We start from the raw sequence: 20,841 nt of genomic DNA on the forward strand, positions 1-20,841 counted from the left end.
GTTCTTCGCCGGGGCGGTGCATCGTCGGTGTCGACTTATTGACCTATCTTGAGCGCGGCTCGCGTCTGCCCGAGGCCGGCGCCCGTCTCCGTGGAGAAAATTTCTGCAAGCGATTGCGGCAGTTCTCCCCACAAAGGGTCCCTTCTGGCTGCCCGGACGCGCCCGGTGGCGAGATTTCCGGTTCACGAGGGGTTCACGCGCTGGTGACAGCTGGATAACCTCCCCGCAAAACCTTGCGGCAAGTTTTCAACGCCGCGGAGCCGCGGGGCTGTTGGGCCCTGCTTCGAGGAGCAGACCTTGAGATCACGTACGCGATCGCATCCCAGAGGGCGGTCCACCGCCCTGGCCCTGGCCGTCGCCGGATGTCTGGCGGCCGTGCTGCCGGCCGCCGGCGCATCTCTCGCCGAAGCGGCCGCCTCCGGCGGCGCCCCCGCCGCGACGGCGGCGGCCGGCGACGGCACGGCGACGGTCTTCTACTACACCAAGACCCGCAACTGGGCTGCCTACAACCTGCATTGGGCCCCCGACGGCGGTACCTGGACGACCGTCCCCGGCACCGGGATGGAAACCGCCTGCACCGACTGGGTGAAGAAGACCGTCAGCCTCGGCGCGGCCGCCGGTCTCCAGGCCACCTTCAACAACGGCCAGGGGACCTGGGACAACAACGGGGGCAAGAACTACGCCCTGGGCACCGGGGTCATCACCGTCAAGGACGGGGTCGTGGCGCACAGCGACCCCTGCGCCGCGGACTCCGGCACGGGAACGGGCGCGAGCGCCACCGTCTACTACGCGACGGCGACGGTCGGCTGGCCGACCGTCAACCTGCACTGGGCCCCGACCGGCGGCTCCTGGACCACCGTCCCCGGCACCGGCATGGACCCGGCCTGCACGGGCTGGGTGAAGAAGACGGTCACGCTCGGTTCAGCCGCCGGACTCGCCGCCACCTTCAACAACGGCAACGGCACCTGGGACAACAACAACGGCAGGAACTACGCCCTCGGCACCGGCCTGTCCACGGTGAAGGACACCACGGTCACCGCGAACGCCACCGACCCGTGCGCCGCCGTCGTCCCCGACACCACCGCGCCGACCGTGCCCGCGAACCTGCGGGCCGCCGCCACCGACGTGTCCACCGTCGTGACCTGGGACGCCGCCACGGACGACCGGGGAGTCACCGGCTACCAGGTCACCCGCTCGGGCGGCACCAAGGGCACCGTCGTCACTTCCGTCACCTCCACGGTTCTCTCCGAATCCGGTCTGGAGGAGCGCACCGCCTACACCTACACGGTCAAGGCGGTGGACGCCGCCGGGAACGTCTCCGCCTCCTCCGCCGCGGCCGTCACCACCACGGGCACCCGGCCGCCGGCCCCGGCCGGATCGGCGCCGCTGGGCGGCGACCCGCGCAAGGACCCGATCTACTTCGTGCTCACCGCCCGCTTCAACGACGGAGACAGCGCCAACAACCGGGGCGGCAGCCAGCACGTGAAGTCCGGGAACGCCGCCAACAACGACCCGATGTTCCGAGGTGACTTCAAGGGTCTGGTCGAGAAGCTGGACTACGTCAAAGCCCTCGGCTTCTCCGCGATCTGGATCACCCCGGTGGTGCTGAACCGCTCCGACTACGACTACCACGGCTATCACGGCTACGACTTCTACAAGGTGGACCCGCGCCTGGAATCGGCCGGCGCCTCCTACCAGGACCTCATCAACGCCGCCCACGCAAAGGGCGTCAAGATCTACCAGGACGTGGTCTACAACCACAGTTCCCGCTGGGGAGCCAAGGGCCTGTTCACCCCCACCGTCTACGGCGTGCGCGACGCGCAGTGGTCCTGGTACTACGACGAGAAGCAGAGCGGCTTCGAGTACGACGGACTCACCGTGGACCCGAAGAGCGGGAAGTCGTACTACAACGGGGACTTGTGGTCGACGGCCGAGCCGGCCGGGAACACCTGCGTCAACTGGGGCACCGCCACGCAGTACAAGAGCGCCGAGGGCTACACGATCTACAACTGCCAGTGGCCGAACCCGACCTCGGGCATGTTCCCCAAGGCGCTGTTCCACCAGTGCTGGATAGGCAACTGGGAGGGTGAGGACGCCCGTTCCTGCTGGATCCACGAGGACCTCGCCGACTTCAACACCGAGAACGCGACCGTCCAGAACTACCTCATCGGCGCCTACGACAAGTACATCGACATGGGCGTCGACGGATTCCGCGTCGACACCACCGTGCACATCCCCCGCGTCACCTGGAACCGGCGCTTCCTGCCCGCCATCCAGCAGCGGGTGGCCCAGCAGTTCGGCGCGCAGAAGGCCCAGGACTTCTACGTGTTCGGCGAGGTCGGATCCTTCGTCAACGACAAGTGGAACCGCGGCTCGGCCAACCAGTCCGCCCAGTACTACACCTGGAAGGAATCCGCGGCGTACAGCGCGGACGACGCCACCGCGGCCGTCCAGCAGTACACGACCGACAACGACCCGGCCAAACAGCCGACCAGCACCAACGCCTTCCTCAACGGCAACCTCTACCACGCCCCCGACCACAGCAAGTTCTCCGGCATGAACGTCATCGACATGCGCATGCACATGAACTTCGGGGACGCGAACAACGCCTTCCAGAACGGCAAGGACTCCGACGACAGCTACAACGACGCCACCTACAACGTCGTCTACGTGGACAGCCACGACTTCGGCCCCGGGAAATCCTCCACCCGTTACGCGGGCGGCACCGAGGCCTGGGCCGAGAACATGGCCCTGATGTGGACCTTCCGCGGCATCCCGACCCTGTACTACGGCTCGGAGACCGAGTTCCAGGCCGGCAAGCAGATCGACTGCGGCCCGACGTGCCCGCTGGCCGGCACAGGTCGCGCCTACTACGGGGACAAGATCGCGGGAACGGTCACCGCCTCCGGCTTCTCGAAGGTCGCCACCGCCACCGGGCCGGTCGCCGCCACCCTTGAGTCCCCGCTGGTCAAACACCTCCAGCGGCTGAACGAGATCCGCCGCGCCGTGCCCGCGCTCCAGATGGGCCAGTACTCCACCGAAGGGGTCTCGGGAGGCATGGCCTTCAAGCGCCGCTACACCGACACCGCCACGGGAGTGGACAGCTTCGCCCTGGTGGCCGTCACCGGGTCCGCCACGTACACGGGCGTGCCCAACGGCACGTACAAGGATGCGGTCACCGGCGACGTGAAGACCGTCACCGGCGGCACCCTGTCCGTCCCCGCCCCCGGAAAGGGCAACTTGCGGGTCTACGTGCTCGACCTGGGCGGCAGCAACGCCGCCCCCGGCAAGGTGGGAGCCGTCGGCCCCTACCTGAAGTGATCTCCCCTCTCCTCCCCGCCTCTCCCTCCCTCCCGAAAGGGAGAGGGGGAGAGAGGGAGTTCCCACCTCGGGCGCCCGGCGGCCGGCCTCAGGCCGGCTTGCGCCACACGGAGATGTGCTTCGCGGAGTCCTGGGTGAACGGCGCCCCGTCCCAGTCCGCGACGCGCCGTTCCCTCTCGAGCCCGGCGAGCCGTGCCATCAGGTCGAGCTCTGCCGGCCAGGCGTAGCGGTGCCGGGAGCTGTCGCGGCGGTAGCGGCCGTCGTCGTCAGGGTCGTGGGTGAAGTGGTGCGAGACGAGAATCTGCTCGACGAGGTCGAAGGTGTCGAAGCCGAGGTGCTGCTCGGAGACGTCGAACGGCACCGCGACCTGGCCCGGCGGCAGGAACCGCAGCGGCGGCACGCCCAGCTCGATGACGAATCGGCCGCCGGGCTCCAGATGGCGTGCGGCGTTGCGGAAGCACTCGACCTGCTCGTCCTGCGTGAGCAGGTTCGTGATCGTGTTGTAGACGAGATAGACCAGGGTGAACGCGCCGGGAACGACGGTGGTGGCCATGTCCCCGATGACCACCGGGAGCGCTTCCTCGTCGATCTTGTGCCGCAGCACCGCCGCCATGTGCTCGGACAGTTCGATGCCCACGACCGGCACGCCGCGTTCCCGGAGCGGGACGCCCACGCGTCCGGTCCCGATGGCGAACTCCAGTGCCCGGCCGTCTCCGGCGAGCTCGGCGAGGAAGGCGAGCGTCGGTCCGAGAACGGCGGCCGAGGATCTCTCGGTCTCCTCGGCGTCGTAGCGCTCGGCGGTCGCACGGGTCCACAGCTCACTGCTCGTCACAGGCGGCCACTTTGCCGGGTGCCGAGGGGTGCTGTCGACGCATTTGACGGCCGGGTGACCGGTCGGCGCAGGCGGCCCGTCAGCGCAGGAGGCCGGTCAGGAGCGCGCGCTGGTCGTTGGCGAGGAGGGCGAGCTGCGTCCGGTTGGCGAGGCCCGACTTGTGGAGGGCGCGGGAGAGATGGGTCTTGACGGTCCCCTCCGCGAGGCCGAGCCGCTCGGCGATCTCCCGGTTGCCGAGTCCGTCGGCCAGCGCGACCACGCAGCGCAGTTCGCCTTGGGAGAGGCTGTGGACGCGCGCCATGACCTCGGGCGTCGGCGCCGGATGGTGGTGGGTGGCGAACCGGCTCATGACGGTGGAGATCACGTCGGGGCTGAGCACGGCGCGGTGTCCGGCCGCGCTGTGCACGGCCTCGCGCATCTCCGCACCCGAGGCGGTCTTCAGCAGGTAGCCGTCGGCTCCGGCCCGCCAGACCCTGGCCACCTGTTCCTCGTCCGCGATGGTCGTCAGGATGAGGATGCCGAGGCCCGGGTGCTCCTCGCGCAGCAGCCGGGCGGTCTCGGCACCGTCCGGGCCGCCGGGCATGGCCAGGTCCAGCACGACGACGTCGGGGCAGAGTTCCGTGACGACCCGCAGGGCCTCGGAGCCCGTGCCCGCCTCGCCCACGACCTCGATCTCGTCCGGGACGGCGAGGATGGTCCTCAGTCCCGCGCGGATGACGTCCTCGTCATCTGTGATCACGATACGGATCACTGCTCTGCTCCTTCGGGTGGGTGGGGGGCGTGGGCGCGCAGCAGATAACCGCCGCCCCGGACGGCCTCGTCGGCACCGGTGTCCGCACCGGCGTCGGCGTCGGTGGGGCCGGTGACCGGCCCGGCTTCGAGCCCGCCGCCCAGCGACTCCAGCCGGCCGCGGAGCCCGGCCTGGCCGAGACCGGTGCCCGGCGCGACCGACCGTACGGGCGTGCCCGCCGGCCCGTTGCGGACGTCGAGCGTCCAGCCGGCCCGGTCGGCCCGCAGCGCCAGCCGCACCGCCGAACCGGGTGCGTACCGCAGGATGTTGGTCAGTCCCTCGGTCACCACCCGGCGGGCGGCCTCCCGGTGGACCGCGGGGAGCCGGCCGAACCCTTCGGCGAACCCGTCCGCGAGCCGTACGTCGACACCGGCCGCGCGGACGCTGTCGAGCGAGCGGCTCAGGGAGTCGAGCCCGGTGCCGTCCGGAGCCTTCGTGTCCAGCTCGCGCAGCCGGAGCACGGCCGTCATGCCCCGCAGATGGTCCGAGGCCGCCGCACACTGCCGCTGGGCCGCGTCGAGGAGCCCGTCGGCCGCCGGATCGCGGCCGCCCACGGAGCTCCGCAGCGATTCGACCAGGATGTTCAGCAGTGCCACGTCATGGCCGAGCAGATCGTGGAACTCCCTTACGAGCCTGCGCCGTTCGGCATTGACGGCCTCGGCCGCCCGCTCCCGGGCCACCTCCTGGAGATGGGCCCGCTCCGCCAAGTGCCTGCTCCGGGTCGCGCCCACCACGCTCGTCAGGGCCACGGTGGAAGCCAGCAGGGCGAGGCTGGAGGGGGAGTTCTCGTGGACCAGGGGCGGGCCGGATCCCAGTGCGTTGAGCGTGATGAGCTCGGCGGTGGCGGCCACCCCGAACCCATAGGCGTAGGCAGTGCGTTGGTGGCGGCCGGCGGCGTAGGCGAGGAAGAAGAGGGCGATGAACTTCGCACTGAGTGCGGTCGCGGCCAGAACCACGAGGGCGGCGAGCGGGAAGCGGGTCCTGCGCCACAGCAGTGCGGCGCAGGAAACGAGGATCCCCAGCCAGCGCAGCACGGGGTGGCTGGCCCAGGACTGGTGCGCGACCTCTGCGTAGACCTCGAAGGGGACGGTGATCAGCAGGCACGTCGCGGCGGCGACCCGGTCCCAGGCGACGGGCTCCCAAGAGGCAGACCCCCAAGAGGCAGGCCCCCGGGTGACGGGGGCCAGGCGGTGCGTTGCCGCACGGACGAGCGCGTTCCACCTCACGGTCCCTTCCCTCCTCACCTGCTGATACGCGGTTGCATCGTGTACGAGCACCCTGCCATCGGCAGGGAGCCCGGCCCGGCGTGCGACACGGTGCGCGTCCCGTCCGGAACCGGTCCGGGCAGGACGCGCACGAGGCGGCGGACGTGTCAGTGGGTGACGGACCGGACGCCGGGGCGACGGTCCAGGAACCAGTGGGCGGCGAGCTTGAGCTGGTCCTCCAGGAGGAAGCAGCAGATCGCGTAGCCCCAGACGGCGGCCGCCCAGCCCCAGCCGAGCGGGGTCATTCCGACGCCGAACACGGTGACGAGGGTGGCGATGGTCTGGGCGACGGTCACCGCGATGACCAAGGGCTTGGCCGGGGCGGGGGAGGTCCAGAACCGGCCGCGGGTACGGGTCACGAAGATGGTCAGCTGCCCGGAGACCGACAGGCTCAGGTAGACGAGGGAGTGGATCAGGCCGTCGCTCAGGTGGAAGACCTCGCGGCCGAGGACGAAGAGCAGGAAGGTTTCGGCGATGCCGACCGCTCCCAGCACGGTGGCCACGGTCAGGACGCTGCGCATGTCCCAGGTCACGGGCCTGTGCGAGCCGCGGACCTTGTCGTAGGCGATCGTCAGGATCGCACCGTCGTTCAGCAGGGCGAGCAGGACGATCATCATCGCGGTGACCGGGAAGAAGTCGTACGCGACGATCGTCAGGGTGATCAGGCCCAGTACCCGGATGGTCTCCGTGATGCGGTAGGTGGCGTAGTTGACCATCCGCTGGATGATCTCCCGGGCCTGGCTGATCGCGTGGGAGATGACCGACAGGCCGGGGGTCAGCAGCACCACGTCGGCGGCGGCCCGCGCGGCGTCCGTGGCGTCGGCCACGGCGATGCCGGCGTCGGCCTGCTTGAGCGCCGGGGCGTCGTTGACCCCGTCGCCGGTCATGCCGACGATGTGGCCGCGCTCCTGGAGCATCTTGACGATGCGGTACTTGTGCTCGGGGAAGACCTGCGCGAAGCCGTCCGATATCTCGACGAGTTCGGCGAGCTCCGCCTCCGGCCGGCCGTCGTCCAGCGCGTGGGTGTTCAGGATGTTGTCGCCCATCCCGATCTGACGGGCCAGCTCCCGGCTGATGGCGACCTGGTCGCCGGTGACCATCTTCACCGAGACGCCCAGCTCGTTCGCCGCGGCCACGGTGTCCGCGGTGTCCCCGCGCGGCGGATCGGCCAGCGGCAGGATGCCGAGCAGGCGCCATGCGCCCGACTCGTCGGTACGGGCCACGCCCAGGGAGCGGAAGCCGCGGGCGGCGAAGGAGTCGGCGATGGCGGCGACGTGCGCGGCGGCCGGGTCCCCGTCGCAGAGCCGGGCGATGACCTGTGGGGCGCCCTTGCTCACGTGGTACGAGCCCGGCGCCGGGCCGGGACCGGGGCCGAAGCCGACGGTGGCTTCGGTGCGCTTGGTGACCGGGTCGAAGGGGACGAAGTCGGTGACCGGCAGGCCGTGCGCCCAGCCGGTGTCGGAGTCGGTCAGCCGGTCGGCGGCGGTGGAGATGACGATCCGGTCGATGGGGTCGCCGTTCTCGGTGCGGGAGGCCAGTGCGGCGGAGCCGAGGAGGTCGTCCTGGTCGACGCCGTCCGGGACCCAGGGGTCCAGGATCGCGAGGCGGTTCTCGGTGAGGGTGCCGGTCTTGTCGGAGCACAGGATGTCGATGCTGCCCAGTTCTTCGACGGCGGGCAGGTTCGAGACGACCGCTCCGCGCTTGGCGAGGTTGCGGGCGCCGACGGCGAGCGTCACGGACATGACGGCGGGCAGGGCCACGGGTACGGAGGCGATGACGACGACGAGCGCGAACTCCAGGACGGAGAGCACCGGGTTCCCGCGGGCCACGGAGACGATGATGGTGAGGGTGACCAGGGCGACGGCCAGCAGGATCAGGTAGTTGCCGATCTTCAGGACGGCCTGCTGGAGGTGGCTGACCGTGCCGGCCTCGCCGACGAGGGCGGTGGTCCTTCCGAAGAAGCTGTTCGCGCCGGTGCCCTCGACGACGGCGTCGGTCTCACCGCGGACGATGACCGATCCGGAGTAGAGGGTCTCGCCGCGGCCGCGCTCGACGGGCAGGGACTCGCCCGTGAGGGCGGCCTGGTCGATTTCGAGGGTGCCGGCGCCGAGGGCCCGCACGTCGGCGGGGACGACGTCCCCGAGCCGGACCCGGACGATGTCGCCCGGAACCAGTTCGCGGACGGCCTCCGTGCGCCAGACCCCGTCGCGCAGGACGCGGGCCTCGGTGGCGAGGCGCTGCTTGAGGGCGGCGATGGCGTTGGCGGCCTCGTGCTCCTCCATGAAGGCGACCACGCCGTTGACGACGAGCAGGACGCCGATGATGGCCACGTCGACCCAGTGCCGGACGGCGATGGAGAGGATCAGTGCGGTCTCGATCATCCAGGGGATGGGGGCCCAGAAGTAGCCGAGGAACTCCCGCAGGGGGTTCTTGTGTTCCTCGGCGATTTCGTTCGGACCGTGCTCCCGCAGGAGGCGGTGTGCCTCGGCGGTCGTGAGCCCGTCCGGCCATGAGGCCGGGGGCTCGAAATCCTCGGGTTCCTCCGGGGTTGCGGGATCGGCCGGTCCGGTGGCCGGACCGCCGGCCGCTCCGGCAGCGGCTCCGGCAGCGGCTCCGGCTCCGGCGGCGGCTCCGGACGCAGGGGTGAGGGCCGCGGGTGTGGCCGGGACGGTGGGGACGGTGTCGGTACTCATGGCGGTCACTTGCCTCCGTGCAGGAGGGAGAGGAAGGAGGGGATCTCCATCGGGCGGGCTCCGCTGGTCATGGCCATGTGCGCGTGCGAGACCGTGCCGGCCCGCAGGATGCGCAGGACGTGGCTGCCGCACGCGGCGCATTCGGAGCGGGTCAGCGGGGAGGGGACCCGGTCGCCGTCCACCGTGCAGAGCGTGCGCTGGACGCCGGTGCCGTCGATGTAGTGCTGGACGTCGTACTGCTTCTCCCAGCCGAAGCCGCAGTCGAGGCAGCTGAAGGCGTAGGACTCGTGGAGGACCTCGGGAACGGTGTGGGAGGTGAATTCGTCGATTGCGCTCATCGCGTGTTCCTCATGACCGGTGGTGGACTTCCCGTCCGCAGTTGCTGCGGTGCCACGGGATCGGTGCCCGGTCTCTCGCTCCGACCTCTTCCAGGAAACGGCCGTCGAATGCCTTGTGGGGGCGGTGAACGGCCCTTGTTTCGGGGCCTGAGCCCCGCCCTCTCGGGCCATTTCGTAAGCGGAAGTCAGCGAGTCAGCCCAACTCGCGCACATGTTCGAATTGAGCGTTACCCTGGATGCATGCACGCACTCCAGGGCTCGCTCTTCGACCAGGGCGACGAGATCCGGCTCGGCCCGCTCGCGGGCGCCCGTCGCACGGAGCTGGGCGCCGGTGCCTGGGTGGACCACTTGCCGGGCTGGCTCACGGGGGCCGACGCGCTGTTCGAACGGCTCGCGGCCGACGTCCCCTGGCATGCCGAGCGGCGGCAGATGTACGAGCGGGAGGTGGCGGTCCCGCGCCTGCTGGCCCACTACGGCGAGGCCGACCCGCTGCCGCACCCCGCCCTGGTCGAGGCCCGCACCACGCTGAGCCGCCACTACGCCCCTGAACTGGGCGAACCCTTCGTCACGGCGGGCCTGTGCCTCTACCGCGACGGCCGCGACAGCGTCGCCTGGCACGGAGACCGCACCGGCCGTTCCGCCACCGAGGACACGATGGTCGCGATCGTCTCGGTGGGCGACCCCCGTGACCTGGCCCTGCGCCCTCGCGATGGCGGCCCCACCCTGCTCCGTCTCCCGCTGGGGCACGGCGACCTGGTGGTGATGGGCGGCTCCTGCCAGCGCACGATGGAACACGCCGTCCCCAAAACGGCCCGCCCGGTGGGCCCCCGGATCAGCGTCCAGTTCCGCCCGCGCGGGGTCCGCTGAGCCGTCGGGTGTCGGGTCGGAATTCGGCGGACGACAGGCCCTACGCCGCGTCGAGTTCCTTCGGCGGGCGGGCTGCCGAGGCCGCCGCGTGGAGGGAGCGCAGGGCGAGGAGCAGGATGCCGATGTCGTCCAGGTAGACCGGGTCCGGGATCAGGTCCACCGGAGAGATCGTGTACGCCACGGCGGCCCAGAACAGGGCCTTGTCGCGCAGGGGGATCCCCGCGTCGCGGAGCAGCCTGCGGGCCGCGAAGACCCGTACGAGGAGCACGGCCGCGGTGACCGCCAGGCCGGCCGCCACCACCGCCGCCACGACGATCCAGACGGTCGTCGTGTCCATCAGGCGGCGCCTTGAACGCGGAGCCGGCGGCTGACCTCGCCGAGCCCGTCCGCGAGTGCGTCGAGCTGTTCGGGGGTGAGGACGTCCACCAGGACCTCCCGGACCGTGGTCACGTGCCCCGGCGCGGCCTCCGTCAGCCGGGCGCGGCCCGTCTCGGTGAGGACGGCGTATATCCCCCGCACGTCGGAGGGGCAGGTGCGGCGGCGGACGAGGCCCGCCTTCTCCATCTGGGTGACCTGGTAGGTCAGGCCGCTCTTGGAGTTGACGAGCCCGTTGGCGAGCTCGGTCATGCGCAGTTCACCCCCGGGCGCCCTGGCGAGCCGTACGAGGATCTCGTACTGCGGGTGGGAGAGTCCGGAATCGTCCTTGAGCTGCTGATCGAGGCGGCGGTTGACCAGGGCGGAAGCGGCCAGGAATCCCTCCCAGGCCCGCATCTCGCGGTCGTCCAGCCATTTCGTCTCAGCCATGGATCCAGGCTACACGTGGCGTTCCAATTTGAATCAGCGGCGGATGCGGGGCTAGGGTCGGAGGTAGTCGTTCGAATTTGAACAACAAGCCCCCGGGCCGCCCGACCGGAAGGAACCCCCCTCATGAGCAGTCCCACGACCAGCTCCTCCGTCACCACGCCCAAGCCGCGGTCCGGTGAACCGGCCGCGCCCCGCACGCGCCCCTCGGGCGCCCCGGCCCTCTCCACCCCCGCCCACGACGTCGGCCTGCTGCTCCTGCGCGTGGTCCTCGGCCTGACCATGGCCGGCCACGGCACCCAGAAGCTCTTCGGCTGGTTCGGCGGCGGCGGCATCAGCGGCACCGGGCAGTTCTTCACCGCCAGCGGCTACCCGGCGGGTGACGCCATGGCCGTCCTCGCCGGCCTGACCGAGACCCTCGGCGGAATCGGCCTCGCCCTCGGACTGCTCACCCCGCTGGCGGGCGCCGCTCTGGTCGGCACCATGATCAACGCGATCGCCGTGCACGGCGCCGGCTCCTTCTTCGCCCCGCAGGGCATCGAGTACGAGCTCCTGCTCACCGCCGGCGCCGCCGCCCTCGCGCTCACCGGCCCCGGCCGGTACGCCGCCGACCGCTTCCTGCCCGTCCTGCGCGGCCACCGGCTCGCCCACGGCGCCCTCGCGGTCGCCCTCGGCGTCGTGACCGCGGGCGTGCTGCTCCTCGTACGGAACTGAGCCGCACCGGGGGCGGCCCCGCGCGGGGACCCGTACGGGCTGATTGAGTGCAGGCATTCGGGGGAAAGTGCCCTAAATGACACAACCCATCGAAGACTACGCACTCATCGGCGACCTGATGACCAGTGGGCTGGTCGGCCGCGACGGGTCCATCGACTGGCTGTGCCTGCCGCGCTTCGACTCGGCCGCCTGTTTCGCCGCCCTCCTCGGTGACGAGGAGAACGGCCACTGGCGCATCGCCCCGGCCGCCGCCCCCGACTCCGCGCGCTGCGCCCGCCGCGCCTACGTCGACGGCACGCTCGTCCTGGAATCCTTCTGGGAAACCGAGGACGGCGCCTCGTTCAAGGTCATCGACTTCATGCCGCAGCGCGACACCGCGCCCGACCTGATGCGGATCGTCGAAGGCCTCACGGGCGAATCGACCGTGAGCAGCACCCTGCGCCTGCGCTTCGACTACGGGCACGTCGTGCCCTGGGTCCGGCGCGGCGGCAACCGCGAGGGCGACCGTGTCGCCGTCGCCGGGCCCGACGCCGCATGGCTGCGCAGCGAACCTTCCGTGCACACGTGGGGCGAGGGCATGAGCACCCGCTCCGAGTTCACCGTCGCCGTCGGCGAGCGCGTCGCCTTCGTGCTCACCTGGCACCCCTCGCACGAACCGCGCCCCGAGCCCCTGGACCCGTACGCCGCCCTGGAACAGAGCCTCGCCGACTGGCGGGAATGGACCGGCCGGTGCACCTACGAAGGCCCCTACCGGGACGCGGTGGTCCGCTCCCTGATCACCCTCAAGGCCCTCACCTATGCCCCGACCGGCGGAATCGCCGCCGCCGCGACCACCTCCCTGCCGGAGGAGCTCGGCGGCGTCCGCAACTGGGACTACCGCTACTGCTGGCTGCGCGACTCCACCCTCACCCTCGGGTCGCTGGTGGCCACCGGGTACCTCGACGAAGCCCGCGCCTGGCGGGAGTGGCTGCTGCGGGCCATCGCGGGCGACCCGGCCGACCTGCAGATCATGTACGGGATCGGCGGCGAGCGGCGCATCCCGGAGAGCGAGTTGCCCTGGCTGAAGGGGTACGCGGCCTCCGCGCCCGTCCGCGTCGGCAACGCGGCCGTCGACCAGCTCCAGCTGGACGTCTACGGAGAGGTCCTCGACTCCCTCTACGTGGCCCGCTCCGCCGGACTCCCCGCCGAGTGGCACTCCTGGAGGATCCAGCTCGCGCTCCTCGACTTCCTGGAGCAGAACTGGCACCGCCCCGACGAGGGCCTGTGGGAAGTGCGCGGCCCGCGCCGCCACTTCACGCACTCCAAGGTCATGGCCTGGGTCGCCGCCGACCGGGCCGTGCGCACCCTCGAACTCAACCCCAGGCTCCCCGGCGACGTGCAACGCTGGCGCGCGATGAGGGAGGCGGTGCACCGCGACGTCTGCGAGAACGCCTACGACGCGGAGCGGCGCACCTTCACCCAGTACTACGGCTCCCGCGAACTGGACGCCGCCACCCTCCTCATCCCGCGCGTCGGCTTCCTGCCGCCCGACGACCCCCGCGTCATCGGCACCGTCGACGCGGTGCGCGAGGAACTGGGCCGCAGCGGCCTGGTCCGCCGCTACAGCACCGAGGGGCTCTCGGTGGACGGCCTGCCCGGCGACGAAGGAGCCTTCCTCGCCTGCTCGTTCTGGCTGACCGACGCCCTGTACCTGACCGGCCGGGAGAAGGAGGCGCGGGAGCTCTTCGAGCGGCTGCTGGCCGTACGCAACGACGTGGGCCTTCTCGCCGAGGAGTACGACCCCGTCTCCGGGCGCCAACTCGGCAATTTCCCCCAGGCGTTCAGCCACGTCGGCCTGGTGAACACCGCGCTCACCCTGGGAGGCGAGAGCCGGGCGGTCGTGGCGGGCTGAGGGGTTCCGGTCAGTCCGGGCGCAACGCCCGGGCCAGCCGGCCGCGCAACCGCGCGAACTCGGGGGAGGCGCGCAACCCCGCGACGTCGGTGGCCGGATCGCGGGGGAGCGGCACCGGGAGGTCCGCCACCACCCGGCCGGGCCCCGCTGCCATCACCAGGACGCGGGATCCCAGCAGCACCGCCTCCTCCACCGAGTGCGTCACGAAGAGCACCGTGGTGCCGAGCCGCCCGGCCAGGGAGCGGACCTCCTCCTGGAGGCGCTCCCGGGTCAGCGCGTCCAGGGCGGCGAACGGCTCGTCCATCAGCAGCAGTTCGGGCTCCGCCGCCAGGGCGCGGGCCAGTGCCACCCGCTGCTGCTGGCCGCCGGACAGCTCCCAGGTGCGGCGGCCGGCCATGCCGGGCAGACCCACCCGGTCCAGCAACTCGGCGATCCGGGCCGGCCGCCGGGACCGCGGCACGCCGTGGCGGGCCAGCGCGAAGCCGAGGTTCCCGCCGACGGTGCGCCACGGGAACAGCCTCGGCTGCTGGAACACCACCCCCGCACCCCGCCCCGGGCGCGGGGCGGAGCCCCGTACCAGGGCGCTGCCCGAGGCCGGACGGGCGAAGCCGGCGATCACCCGCAGCAGGGTGGTCTTGCCGCAGCCGGAGGGGCCGACGAGGACGACGAACTCGCCTGCGCGGACCCGTAGGTCCACCGCGTCGAGCACCGTCACGGGCTGCTTCGCGGGTCCGTAGCGAACCGACACCCCGGAGAGGTCCACGGCGAGATCTCCATCGGAGGCACCGGCACCGGCATAGGCACCGGCATCGGGGGCGGCGGTGCCGAAGGCGGGTTCAGTTCGCGGCACGGCCGAGCTCCTCCACCGCGAGGGCCCGGCCGAAGGCGGCCTCGTCCGGAACGGCGTCCACCTTCTTCTGCTCCTTCAGGAAGACGGCCGCGTCGTACAGGGTCGCCGCCAGCTTCCCGGGGGCGCCGGGCGTGCCCAGGTACTCGGGGGCCGTCTGCTCCTTCGCGCTCAGCAGCACCAGCTCCGCGAGCTGCCGCTTCGCCTCCTCCGGGGCCAGTCCCAGCTCCGCGCCGATGGACTTCGCGGCCTGGTCCGGGGCGGTACGGGCCTGCCCGACGGCTTGGTCCTGGGCCTTGATCCAGGCCGTGACCACCTCGGGGTGCTCGGCCGCGAACGCGTTCGTCACCACACCCAGGTCGGCGGTGGGCTTGCCCTGCTCCGCGAGCTGCCGGCTCGTGATGAGCACCTTCCCGTCCTTGGTCAGCTCGCTCAGCGTCGGCGTCCACACGTACGCCGCGTCGATGTCCCCGCGCTTCCAGGCGGCCAGGGCGTCCTGCGGCTGGAGGTCGATGGTCTGCACGGCCGCCGCGTCCACTCCGGCGGCCTTCAGCGCGGCGAGCAGCGAGTAGTGGGCGGTGGAGCCGAAGGGCGTGGCCACCTTCTTCCCGGCGAGGTCCCTGACCGAGCCGATCCCCTGCTTGGCGACCAGCGCCTCGTTGTCGCCGATCAGGTCGTGGATCCAGACCACCTTGTACGGGATGTTCAGCGGGGCAGACAGGCCCTTGGTGACGGGGCTCGACCCGGCCAGGCCCAGGTCCACCGATCCGGCGATCACAGCCGTGTTGACGTCGCCGCCCGACTCGAACTTCACCCACTTGACGTCGGCTTCGGGCAGGGCCTGCTCCAGCAGCCGCTGGTTCTTCACGATCAGGTCGGCATTGGGTATCGCCTGGTAGGCGATCCGTACGGTGGTCCGCCCCGGACCGTCCGCCGAACCGTCCCCGCCCGCCCCGCAGGCGGCGGTGGCGCAAGCGGTCAGGGCGACGGCGGCGGCCAGCAGCAGGGTGCGGCGGGATGCGTTTCTGAGCACGACTGAACTCCAGGGGTGAGGGGGGGGTTGGGAAAGAAGTGAGGAAGGGGGCGACCGGGACCGGTGGTCAGCTGCGGCCGCGCCAGGGGACGGCGAACCGCTCGATCCCGCGGAGCAGGGCGTCGAGCACGATCCCGGACAGTCCGATGGCGAGGATTCCGGCGATCACCAGGGCCGTCAGGTTGTAGCGCTGGGCGTCGCGGATCATGCCGCCGATGCCGGGGACGCCGTTGATGGTCTCCGCCGCCACGACGGAGGTGTACGCGACCCCGACGGCGATCCGGATGCCGGTGAGGATCTCGGGAAGTGCGGCGGGCAGCCGCACCGACAGCAGCAACGAAGTCGGGCCGGAGCCCAGAGCCTTGGCCGCTTCGACGAGTTCGTCGGGCACGGTCCGGACGGCCGCCGCGGTCGCCGCGGCGATCGGCGGCAGGGCGGCGATCACCAGCAGCCAGATCTTCGGGGCCTCGTCGATGCCGAACCAGATGACGAGCAGCGAGAGGTACGCGAGCGGCGGCAGGGTGCGCAGGAAGGTCACGGCCGGCTCCAGCACCACCGCGAGCGGCCGGACGGTGCCGATCAGCAGTCCCAGGGGCACCCCGGCCAGCACGGCGTACGCGGAGCCGGTGCCGATGCGGCCCAGGCTCACCCCGAGGTGTTCGACCAGCAGGTGGCCGCCGTAGCCGCGGATGCCTTCGTGTGTGGTGGAAGCCAGCAGGAACTGCCGCCACACCTCCCCGGGCGAGGGCACCAGCACCCTCGGCCACAGCTCGGCCGTCACCGCCGCCTGCCAGGCGGCGAGCAGTACGGCCAGGGCGAGGAGGCGCAGCGCGGTCCAGCGCAGCGCCTCCCGGAACCGGGCGCGGGACCGCGCTGCGGCGGTGTCCGGCAGGGCTACGGGCGAGGCGGGCCGGGGCCCGGCCTCCGAGGCGAGCGCGGTCACGCGGACACCGCCCCGGTCAGGGCGCGCAGGCGCGGGGCGACCTCTTCGCCCACCCGGTAGGCCTCTTCGAGGTGCGGATAGCCCGACAGGACGAACTCGTCGACACCCAGGGCCCGGTACTCCGCCAGCCGCGCCGCGACCTCGTCGTGCGAGCCGACCAGGGCCGTCCCCGCACCCTCGCGGACCAGCCCGATGCCCGCCCACAGATTCGGCGCCACCGTCAGCCGTTCGGCGTCGGCGACCCCGCGGTGCAGGGCCGCCATCCGGGCCTGCCCGGTGGAGTCCATGGAGGCGAACCGCTCCTGGCTCGCCCGGACCGCCGCCGGATCCAGCCCGGCGAGGATCCGGCCGGCCTCCGCCCAGGCCTCGGCCGCGGAGTCCCGGCTGATGACGTGCAGCCGCAGCCCGAAGCGGACCGTGCGGCCTGCCGACCGGGCCCGCTCGCGCAGCCGGTCGATGCGTGTCGCGACGGCCGACGGCGGTTCGCCCCACAGCAGTTGTACGTCGGCCTGTCGGGCGGCGACCTCCTCGGCGGCTGCCGAGGCCCCGCCGAAGTACAGCGGCACGGGGTGGCGCAGCTCCGGATCGGTGAGCCGGGCCCCCTCGATGTGCAGGTGGGCGCCTTCGTGGTCCACGGACTTCCCGTCCAGGAGGTCGCGCAACACGGCCATCACCTCGCCGGTGCGGGCGTAGCGCTCGTCGTGCGCCAGCCGGTCCCCGTAAGCGCGCTGCTCGGCGGGATCGCCGCCCGTCACCACGTTCAGCCCGAGCCGACCGCCGGCGAACCGGCGGAATGCGTCGGCCTGTTGGGCGATCAGCGTCGGGCTCGCGAACCCCGCGCGGAACGCCACGAGGAATCCGATCCGGCTGGTGTGCTGTGCGAGCGCGGCCGTCAGGATCCACGGATCGACGCAGCCCAGCCCCACCGGGGTCAACAGCGAATGGAATCCGGCCTGTTCGGCGGCGCGGGCCACCTGCGCGAGGTACGGAACGTCTGCGGGACGGCGGGTGGCCGTACGGCTGCGCCCCTGGACGGCGGTGACCCCGCCGGGGTCGCGGCCGTCCCCGCCGGTGGGCAGGAACCAGTGCAGCAGGAGCGGATTCTCGGGCATGGCGAAACCTCGTCGGAGCAGCGTGACGCGCACCACCGCGCGGACGGCGGACAGCCGGAAGCGGGCGCTGGTGGCACGTGTACGTGGAAGTGCGGGCAGGAGCGCGGGGTCCGCGCGACCGGAGGCGTGGCCGGGATCGGCCCTGTGCCCAGGGCTACGGCCGCCGCGAACGGCGCGGTGAGGAGCACGGCGAAGAGTGCGGTGGAGGGTGCGCCGAGAGGCGCGGACTCATCCGTACGGAGTCAGATGCGGCGGACCGGTGAGATCAACAGCCGTGCGTACGGAGGGCGGCAGCCCGACAGAGCATGGTCGACACGCGCAGCAGATCTACGTGACGACGCGATACGAGTACGGGGGCCATGGAGTGCATCCTGTCGGTGTCCGGGCGGTATCGACAAGCGGAGTCCGGATCGTGGACCAAATCGTCCCGGATTCCGGGCAAGGGTGGGATCGGGTCGGCTACCGGCGGCGGTTGAAGGGCAGTCGGCCGAGGACCACGGCCATGGCGCACGTGTCGGTGAGGGCGGAGAAGACCAGCCCGCCGGCGATGCCGGCGCTGAGGAGCTGGAACGCGGGGTGCACCAGCAGGCCGAGGAGCAGGCCGAGGAGGACGATCGCGCCGGCGGTCAGCCGGACCTGACGCTCCATGGCCCAGACCCGGCGGGGTCCCTCGGCGGGGTAGTCGAGCGGGTGCCCGTGCGCGGACCAGGAGGCGGTGCCGCCGGTCAGGCTGGCGGCGGCGATGCCGTGCCCTGCCAGGGTCCGGACCGCGTTCTGCGAGCGGGTGCCCGAGGCGCACACCAGCAGGAGCGGCTGGTCGTCCGCCGCCTGGCGGAGCTCGGGGAGGGAGCGGGCGATCCGGTCGAGGGGGATGTTCAGCGCGCCGGGGAGGTGGCCGGAGGCGTACTCGCCCGGGGTGCGGACGTCGACGATCCGGAACTCGGCGTGACGGGCGTGGGCCTGGCTGACGTCGAGGAGGGCGGGGCTGCTGCTCATGGGGAACGGGCTCCTTCGGGAGGCGGGGACCGGCGGGCCGGGCGCGGATGCGGAATGCGGATGCGGAACGCGAATGCGGCCCCGGAACGGGATGCGGAATTGCGGACGCGGAACTGCGGACGCGCGACGGTACGGGGGAGGCGCCGGGATCGCGGGACCGCGGGCGCGCCGGGGCGAAGGGGCATCGGCGCGGGCGGGGCGGGCGGATCGGGGCAGGCAGGCGTCAGCGGGGACAACAGGAGCGCGACAGGAGGCGCTGGGTGACGGCCATGGCGCGGAGCATAGACGAAGGAGCGGAGCGGGCAACGCACCCGTTCCACCATTCGGGACGGCGGTAGGGGACTCAGTGCGGGAGGCCGGTCCCCGCCCGGGCATCCTCCCGGCGCCGCAGCAGCTCCGCGCTGGCCGCGTCGGCGGGCAGGAAGGCCTCCAGGTGAAGCTCGGCCAGGGTCACGTCCACGGCGGTCGAGAACGAGGTCAGCGTGGTCAGCAGCCGGAGCTCTCCCGCGGAGGTCCGAAGCCGCAGCGGTACGGCGAAGCCGAGGTGCTCCGCCTGCGCCTCCGGGTCGGGGTCCGCCTCCGGGTCCGGGTCCGGAGCGGCAGCCGGCAGGTACCCGTCCAGCTCCTCCACCAGCGCCTCCAGTCCCGGATCGGGGTGTGCCGAGGCGCGGGTGCGCAGGCTCTCCGTGATGTGCCGGCCCCAGGCCGCCAGGTTCACCACGCGCGGCCCCATGCCCTCCGGGTGCAGGGCGAGCCTCAGGACGTTCACGGGCGGAGCGAGCAGGTGTGCGGCCGCGCCCTCCGTCAGTACGTCGAACGCCGCGTTCGCCAGGACGAGTTCACCGCGGGGACCGGCCACCACCGCCGGATAGGGAAGGTGCCCGGTCAGGATTGACCGCAACGCCTCCACGGCCGGCCCGATGGTCTCCGCGTCCCAAGCGGATTCGGCGTACAGGGGTGCGTAACCGGCACTGAGGAGAAGTGAGTTGCGCTCTCTGAGGGTCAGCCCGAGGGATTCGGCGAGCCGTACCACCATCGCCCGCCCCGGGGTCGAGCGGCCGCTCTCGATGAAGCTGAGGTGGCGCTGCGTGGTCCCGGCGAGGGTGGCCAGTTCCAGCTGGCTGATTCGCCTCAGTGCCCGGCGACGGCGCATCTCGCGGGCGAAGGGGGTCGGTTCGGCGGGAGCACTGGTGGTCATGCCCCCCTTTCTAGCCGCCGCCCCGGCGGAGCCATCGATTCCCGGGAGGGAATTGCCGCTCGTGTCCGGGGGCCGCAGCATCGGCGGCAGCGGAAACAGATGTCGGCGGATGCCGAACGACCGGCCGGAGGCCACCATGCGCGCGTACCACCTGGAGTCGCCCGGCACGACCGAAGGCATCGTCCTGCGGGACCACGGCGGCCCCCGCCCGGTGCCGGCCGGACCGACCGGGATCGTGGTCCGCGTCCGGGCCGCCTCCCTCAACAAGCGCGACCTGCTGATCCTGCGCGAGCGCTACCCGCTGCCCGCCGCCCCCGGGGTGGTTCCGCTGAGCGACGGCGCGGGCGTGGTGGTCGAGGTCGGGGAGGCGGTGACCCGGTTCGCGGTCGGCGACCGCGTCTCCTGCACCTATTTCCCGCGCTGGCGTGACGGCAGGATCACCCCGGACCTGGTCGACCAGCCCGGCTGCACCCTCGACGGGATGCTCGCGGAGTACGCCCTGCTCGACGAGGAGTGGGCGGTCCGCGTCCCGGACCACCTGACCTGGGAGGAGGCCGCGACCCTGCCGTGCGCAGCGGTCACCGCCTGGAACGCGCTCACCGGCGGGGAGGGCGGAGCGCCCCTGCCGGGGCAGAGCGTGCTGACCCTCGGCACCGGTCCGGTCGCCCTCTTCGCGGTGCAGTTCGCGAAACTGCTGGGATGCCGCGTCGTCTCGACCACGTCGAGCGAGGAGAAGGCCGACCGGCTGAAGGTGCTGGGCTCCGACGCGGTCGTGAACTACGTGCGCACACCCGAGTGGGGAGCCGAAGTGAGGGAGTTGACCGACGGTGGCGCCGACCTGGTGGTGGAGACGGGCGGCCCGGACACCATCGAGCAGTCGGTGCGCGCCAGTTCGCTCTACGGGCAGATCGCCCTGCTGATCACCGCCAGTGCCGCGAAGTCCGGGATAGAGATCTCGCACGCCGCGTACGCGTCGAGCCTCGCGACGATCCGGCGCGTGTTCGTCGGCAGCCGGACGCAGTTCGAGTCGATGAACCGGGCGGTCACGGCCCACGGGCTGCGCCCCGTGATCGACCGGGTGCTCCCCTTCGAGGAGGCCCACGAGGCCTACCGCGGCTACGCCGAGGACGCGCCCTTCGGCAAGGTGGTCATCCGCGTCGCTCCCTGAACACGTTTCCAGCCGTACGGGAAGAGGTGCGG

At 71.9% G+C, this 20,841-nt stretch carries 18 protein-coding genes; 5 read left to right on the plus strand and 13 right to left on the minus strand.

Annotated features, from left to right (window positions below):
• Positions 1-297 precede the first annotated feature (297 nt).
• On the plus strand, positions 298-3,321 hold the full coding sequence (locus tag ACFYM0_RS01570; RefSeq protein WP_388495482.1) for a carbohydrate binding domain-containing protein: 3,024 nt from the start codon (positions 298-300) through the stop codon (positions 3,319-3,321).
• An 88-nt stretch (positions 3,322-3,409) separates the two neighbouring features.
• On the opposite strand, the gene ACFYM0_RS01575 is transcribed toward ACFYM0_RS01570, so the two are convergent.
• The 5 genes from ACFYM0_RS01575 to ACFYM0_RS01595 form a co-directional block, all read right to left on the minus strand.
• Positions 3,410-4,153, minus strand: a complete 744-nt coding sequence (locus tag ACFYM0_RS01575; protein ID WP_388495483.1) for a class I SAM-dependent DNA methyltransferase — start codon at positions 4,151-4,153, stop codon at positions 3,410-3,412.
• A gap of 79 nt (positions 4,154-4,232) precedes the next feature.
• On the minus strand, positions 4,233-4,904 hold the full coding sequence (locus ACFYM0_RS01580; RefSeq protein WP_388495485.1) for a response regulator: 672 nt from the start codon (positions 4,902-4,904) through the stop codon (positions 4,233-4,235).
• Positions 4,901-6,169, minus strand: a complete 1,269-nt coding sequence (locus ACFYM0_RS01585; RefSeq protein ID WP_388495487.1) for a sensor histidine kinase — start codon at positions 6,167-6,169, stop codon at positions 4,901-4,903. Before ACFYM0_RS01585 ends, ACFYM0_RS01580 begins: the two co-directional genes overlap by 4 nt.
• Positions 6,170-6,315: 146 nt before the next feature.
• Entirely contained in the window at positions 6,316-8,901 is a 2,586-nt protein-coding gene (locus ACFYM0_RS01590) for a plasma-membrane proton-efflux P-type ATPase (RefSeq protein WP_388495488.1), read from the minus strand.
• Positions 8,902-8,906: 5 nt separating this feature from the next.
• The gene (locus ACFYM0_RS01595) at positions 8,907-9,239 is read right to left on the minus strand and encodes a hypothetical protein (protein ID WP_388495490.1); all 333 of its coding nucleotides are present in this window, start codon (positions 9,237-9,239) and stop codon (positions 8,907-8,909) included.
• A gap of 240 nt (positions 9,240-9,479) precedes the next feature.
• Between ACFYM0_RS01595 and ACFYM0_RS01600 the strand changes: the two genes are divergently transcribed.
• Positions 9,480-10,106 carry an alpha-ketoglutarate-dependent dioxygenase AlkB gene (locus tag ACFYM0_RS01600; RefSeq protein ID WP_388495492.1) on the plus strand — a complete coding sequence of 209 codons (627 nt, stop codon included), beginning with the start codon at positions 9,480-9,482 and terminating at the stop codon, positions 10,104-10,106.
• A 40-nt stretch (positions 10,107-10,146) separates the two neighbouring features.
• Here the strand turns inward: ACFYM0_RS01600 and ACFYM0_RS01605 are convergent, their stop codons facing one another.
• Positions 10,147-10,443: a YkvA family protein gene (locus ACFYM0_RS01605; protein ID WP_388495494.1), complete on the minus strand. Its 297-nt coding sequence runs from the start codon at positions 10,441-10,443 to the stop codon at positions 10,147-10,149.
• Positions 10,443-10,910 (minus strand): MarR family winged helix-turn-helix transcriptional regulator, encoded by a 468-nt coding sequence (locus ACFYM0_RS01610; protein ID WP_388495495.1) that lies wholly within the window; start codon positions 10,908-10,910, stop codon positions 10,443-10,445. The genes ACFYM0_RS01605 and ACFYM0_RS01610 overlap by 1 nt, the downstream gene beginning before the upstream one ends.
• A 123-nt stretch (positions 10,911-11,033) precedes the next feature.
• Between ACFYM0_RS01610 and ACFYM0_RS01615 the strand changes: the two genes are divergently transcribed.
• A complete protein-coding gene (locus tag ACFYM0_RS01615; RefSeq protein ID WP_388495496.1) occupies positions 11,034-11,621 on the plus strand; it encodes a DoxX family protein in 588 nt (195 codons plus the stop codon).
• A 76-nt stretch (positions 11,622-11,697) separates the two neighbouring features.
• Entirely contained in the window at positions 11,698-13,512 is a 1,815-nt protein-coding gene (locus ACFYM0_RS01620) for a glycoside hydrolase family 15 protein (protein ID WP_388495497.1), read from the plus strand.
• A 10-nt stretch (positions 13,513-13,522) separates the two neighbouring features.
• Here ACFYM0_RS01620 and ACFYM0_RS01625 read toward each other — a convergent pair whose 3' ends face one another.
• The 6 genes from ACFYM0_RS01625 to ACFYM0_RS01650 form a co-directional block, all read right to left on the minus strand.
• The gene (locus ACFYM0_RS01625; protein ID WP_388495498.1) at positions 13,523-14,362 is read right to left on the minus strand and encodes an ABC transporter ATP-binding protein; all 840 of its coding nucleotides are present in this window, start codon (positions 14,360-14,362) and stop codon (positions 13,523-13,525) included.
• Positions 14,349-15,392, minus strand: a complete 1,044-nt coding sequence (locus tag ACFYM0_RS01630; RefSeq protein WP_388495500.1) for an ABC transporter substrate-binding protein — start codon at positions 15,390-15,392, stop codon at positions 14,349-14,351. The genes ACFYM0_RS01625 and ACFYM0_RS01630 overlap by 14 nt, the downstream gene beginning before the upstream one ends.
• 67 nt (positions 15,393-15,459) lie before the next feature.
• Positions 15,460-16,335: an ABC transporter permease gene (locus tag ACFYM0_RS01635; RefSeq protein WP_388495501.1), complete on the minus strand. Its 876-nt coding sequence runs from the start codon at positions 16,333-16,335 to the stop codon at positions 15,460-15,462.
• A complete protein-coding gene (locus ACFYM0_RS01640) occupies positions 16,332-17,447 on the minus strand; it encodes an LLM class flavin-dependent oxidoreductase (RefSeq protein ID WP_388495503.1) in 1,116 nt (371 codons plus the stop codon). Before ACFYM0_RS01640 ends, ACFYM0_RS01635 begins: the two co-directional genes overlap by 4 nt.
• Before the next feature lie 459 nt (positions 17,448-17,906).
• Positions 17,907-18,443, minus strand: coding sequence for a rhodanese-like domain-containing protein (locus ACFYM0_RS01645; RefSeq protein ID WP_388495504.1), 537 nt, complete (start codon positions 18,441-18,443; stop codon positions 17,907-17,909).
• A gap of 343 nt (positions 18,444-18,786) precedes the next feature.
• Positions 18,787-19,641 carry a helix-turn-helix domain-containing protein gene (locus ACFYM0_RS01650; protein WP_388495505.1) on the minus strand — a complete coding sequence of 285 codons (855 nt, stop codon included), beginning with the start codon at positions 19,639-19,641 and terminating at the stop codon, positions 18,787-18,789.
• Positions 19,642-19,750: 109 nt separating this feature from the next.
• Between ACFYM0_RS01650 and ACFYM0_RS01655 the strand changes: the two genes are divergently transcribed.
• The gene (locus ACFYM0_RS01655) at positions 19,751-20,809 is read left to right on the plus strand and encodes an NAD(P)-dependent alcohol dehydrogenase (RefSeq protein WP_388495506.1); all 1,059 of its coding nucleotides are present in this window, start codon (positions 19,751-19,753) and stop codon (positions 20,807-20,809) included.
• The last annotated feature ends 32 nt before the right edge of the window (positions 20,810-20,841 follow it).

This window comes from Streptomyces sp. NPDC006487 (genome assembly GCF_042870555.1).
GTDB lineage: Bacteria > Actinomycetota > Actinomycetes > Streptomycetales > Streptomycetaceae > Streptomyces.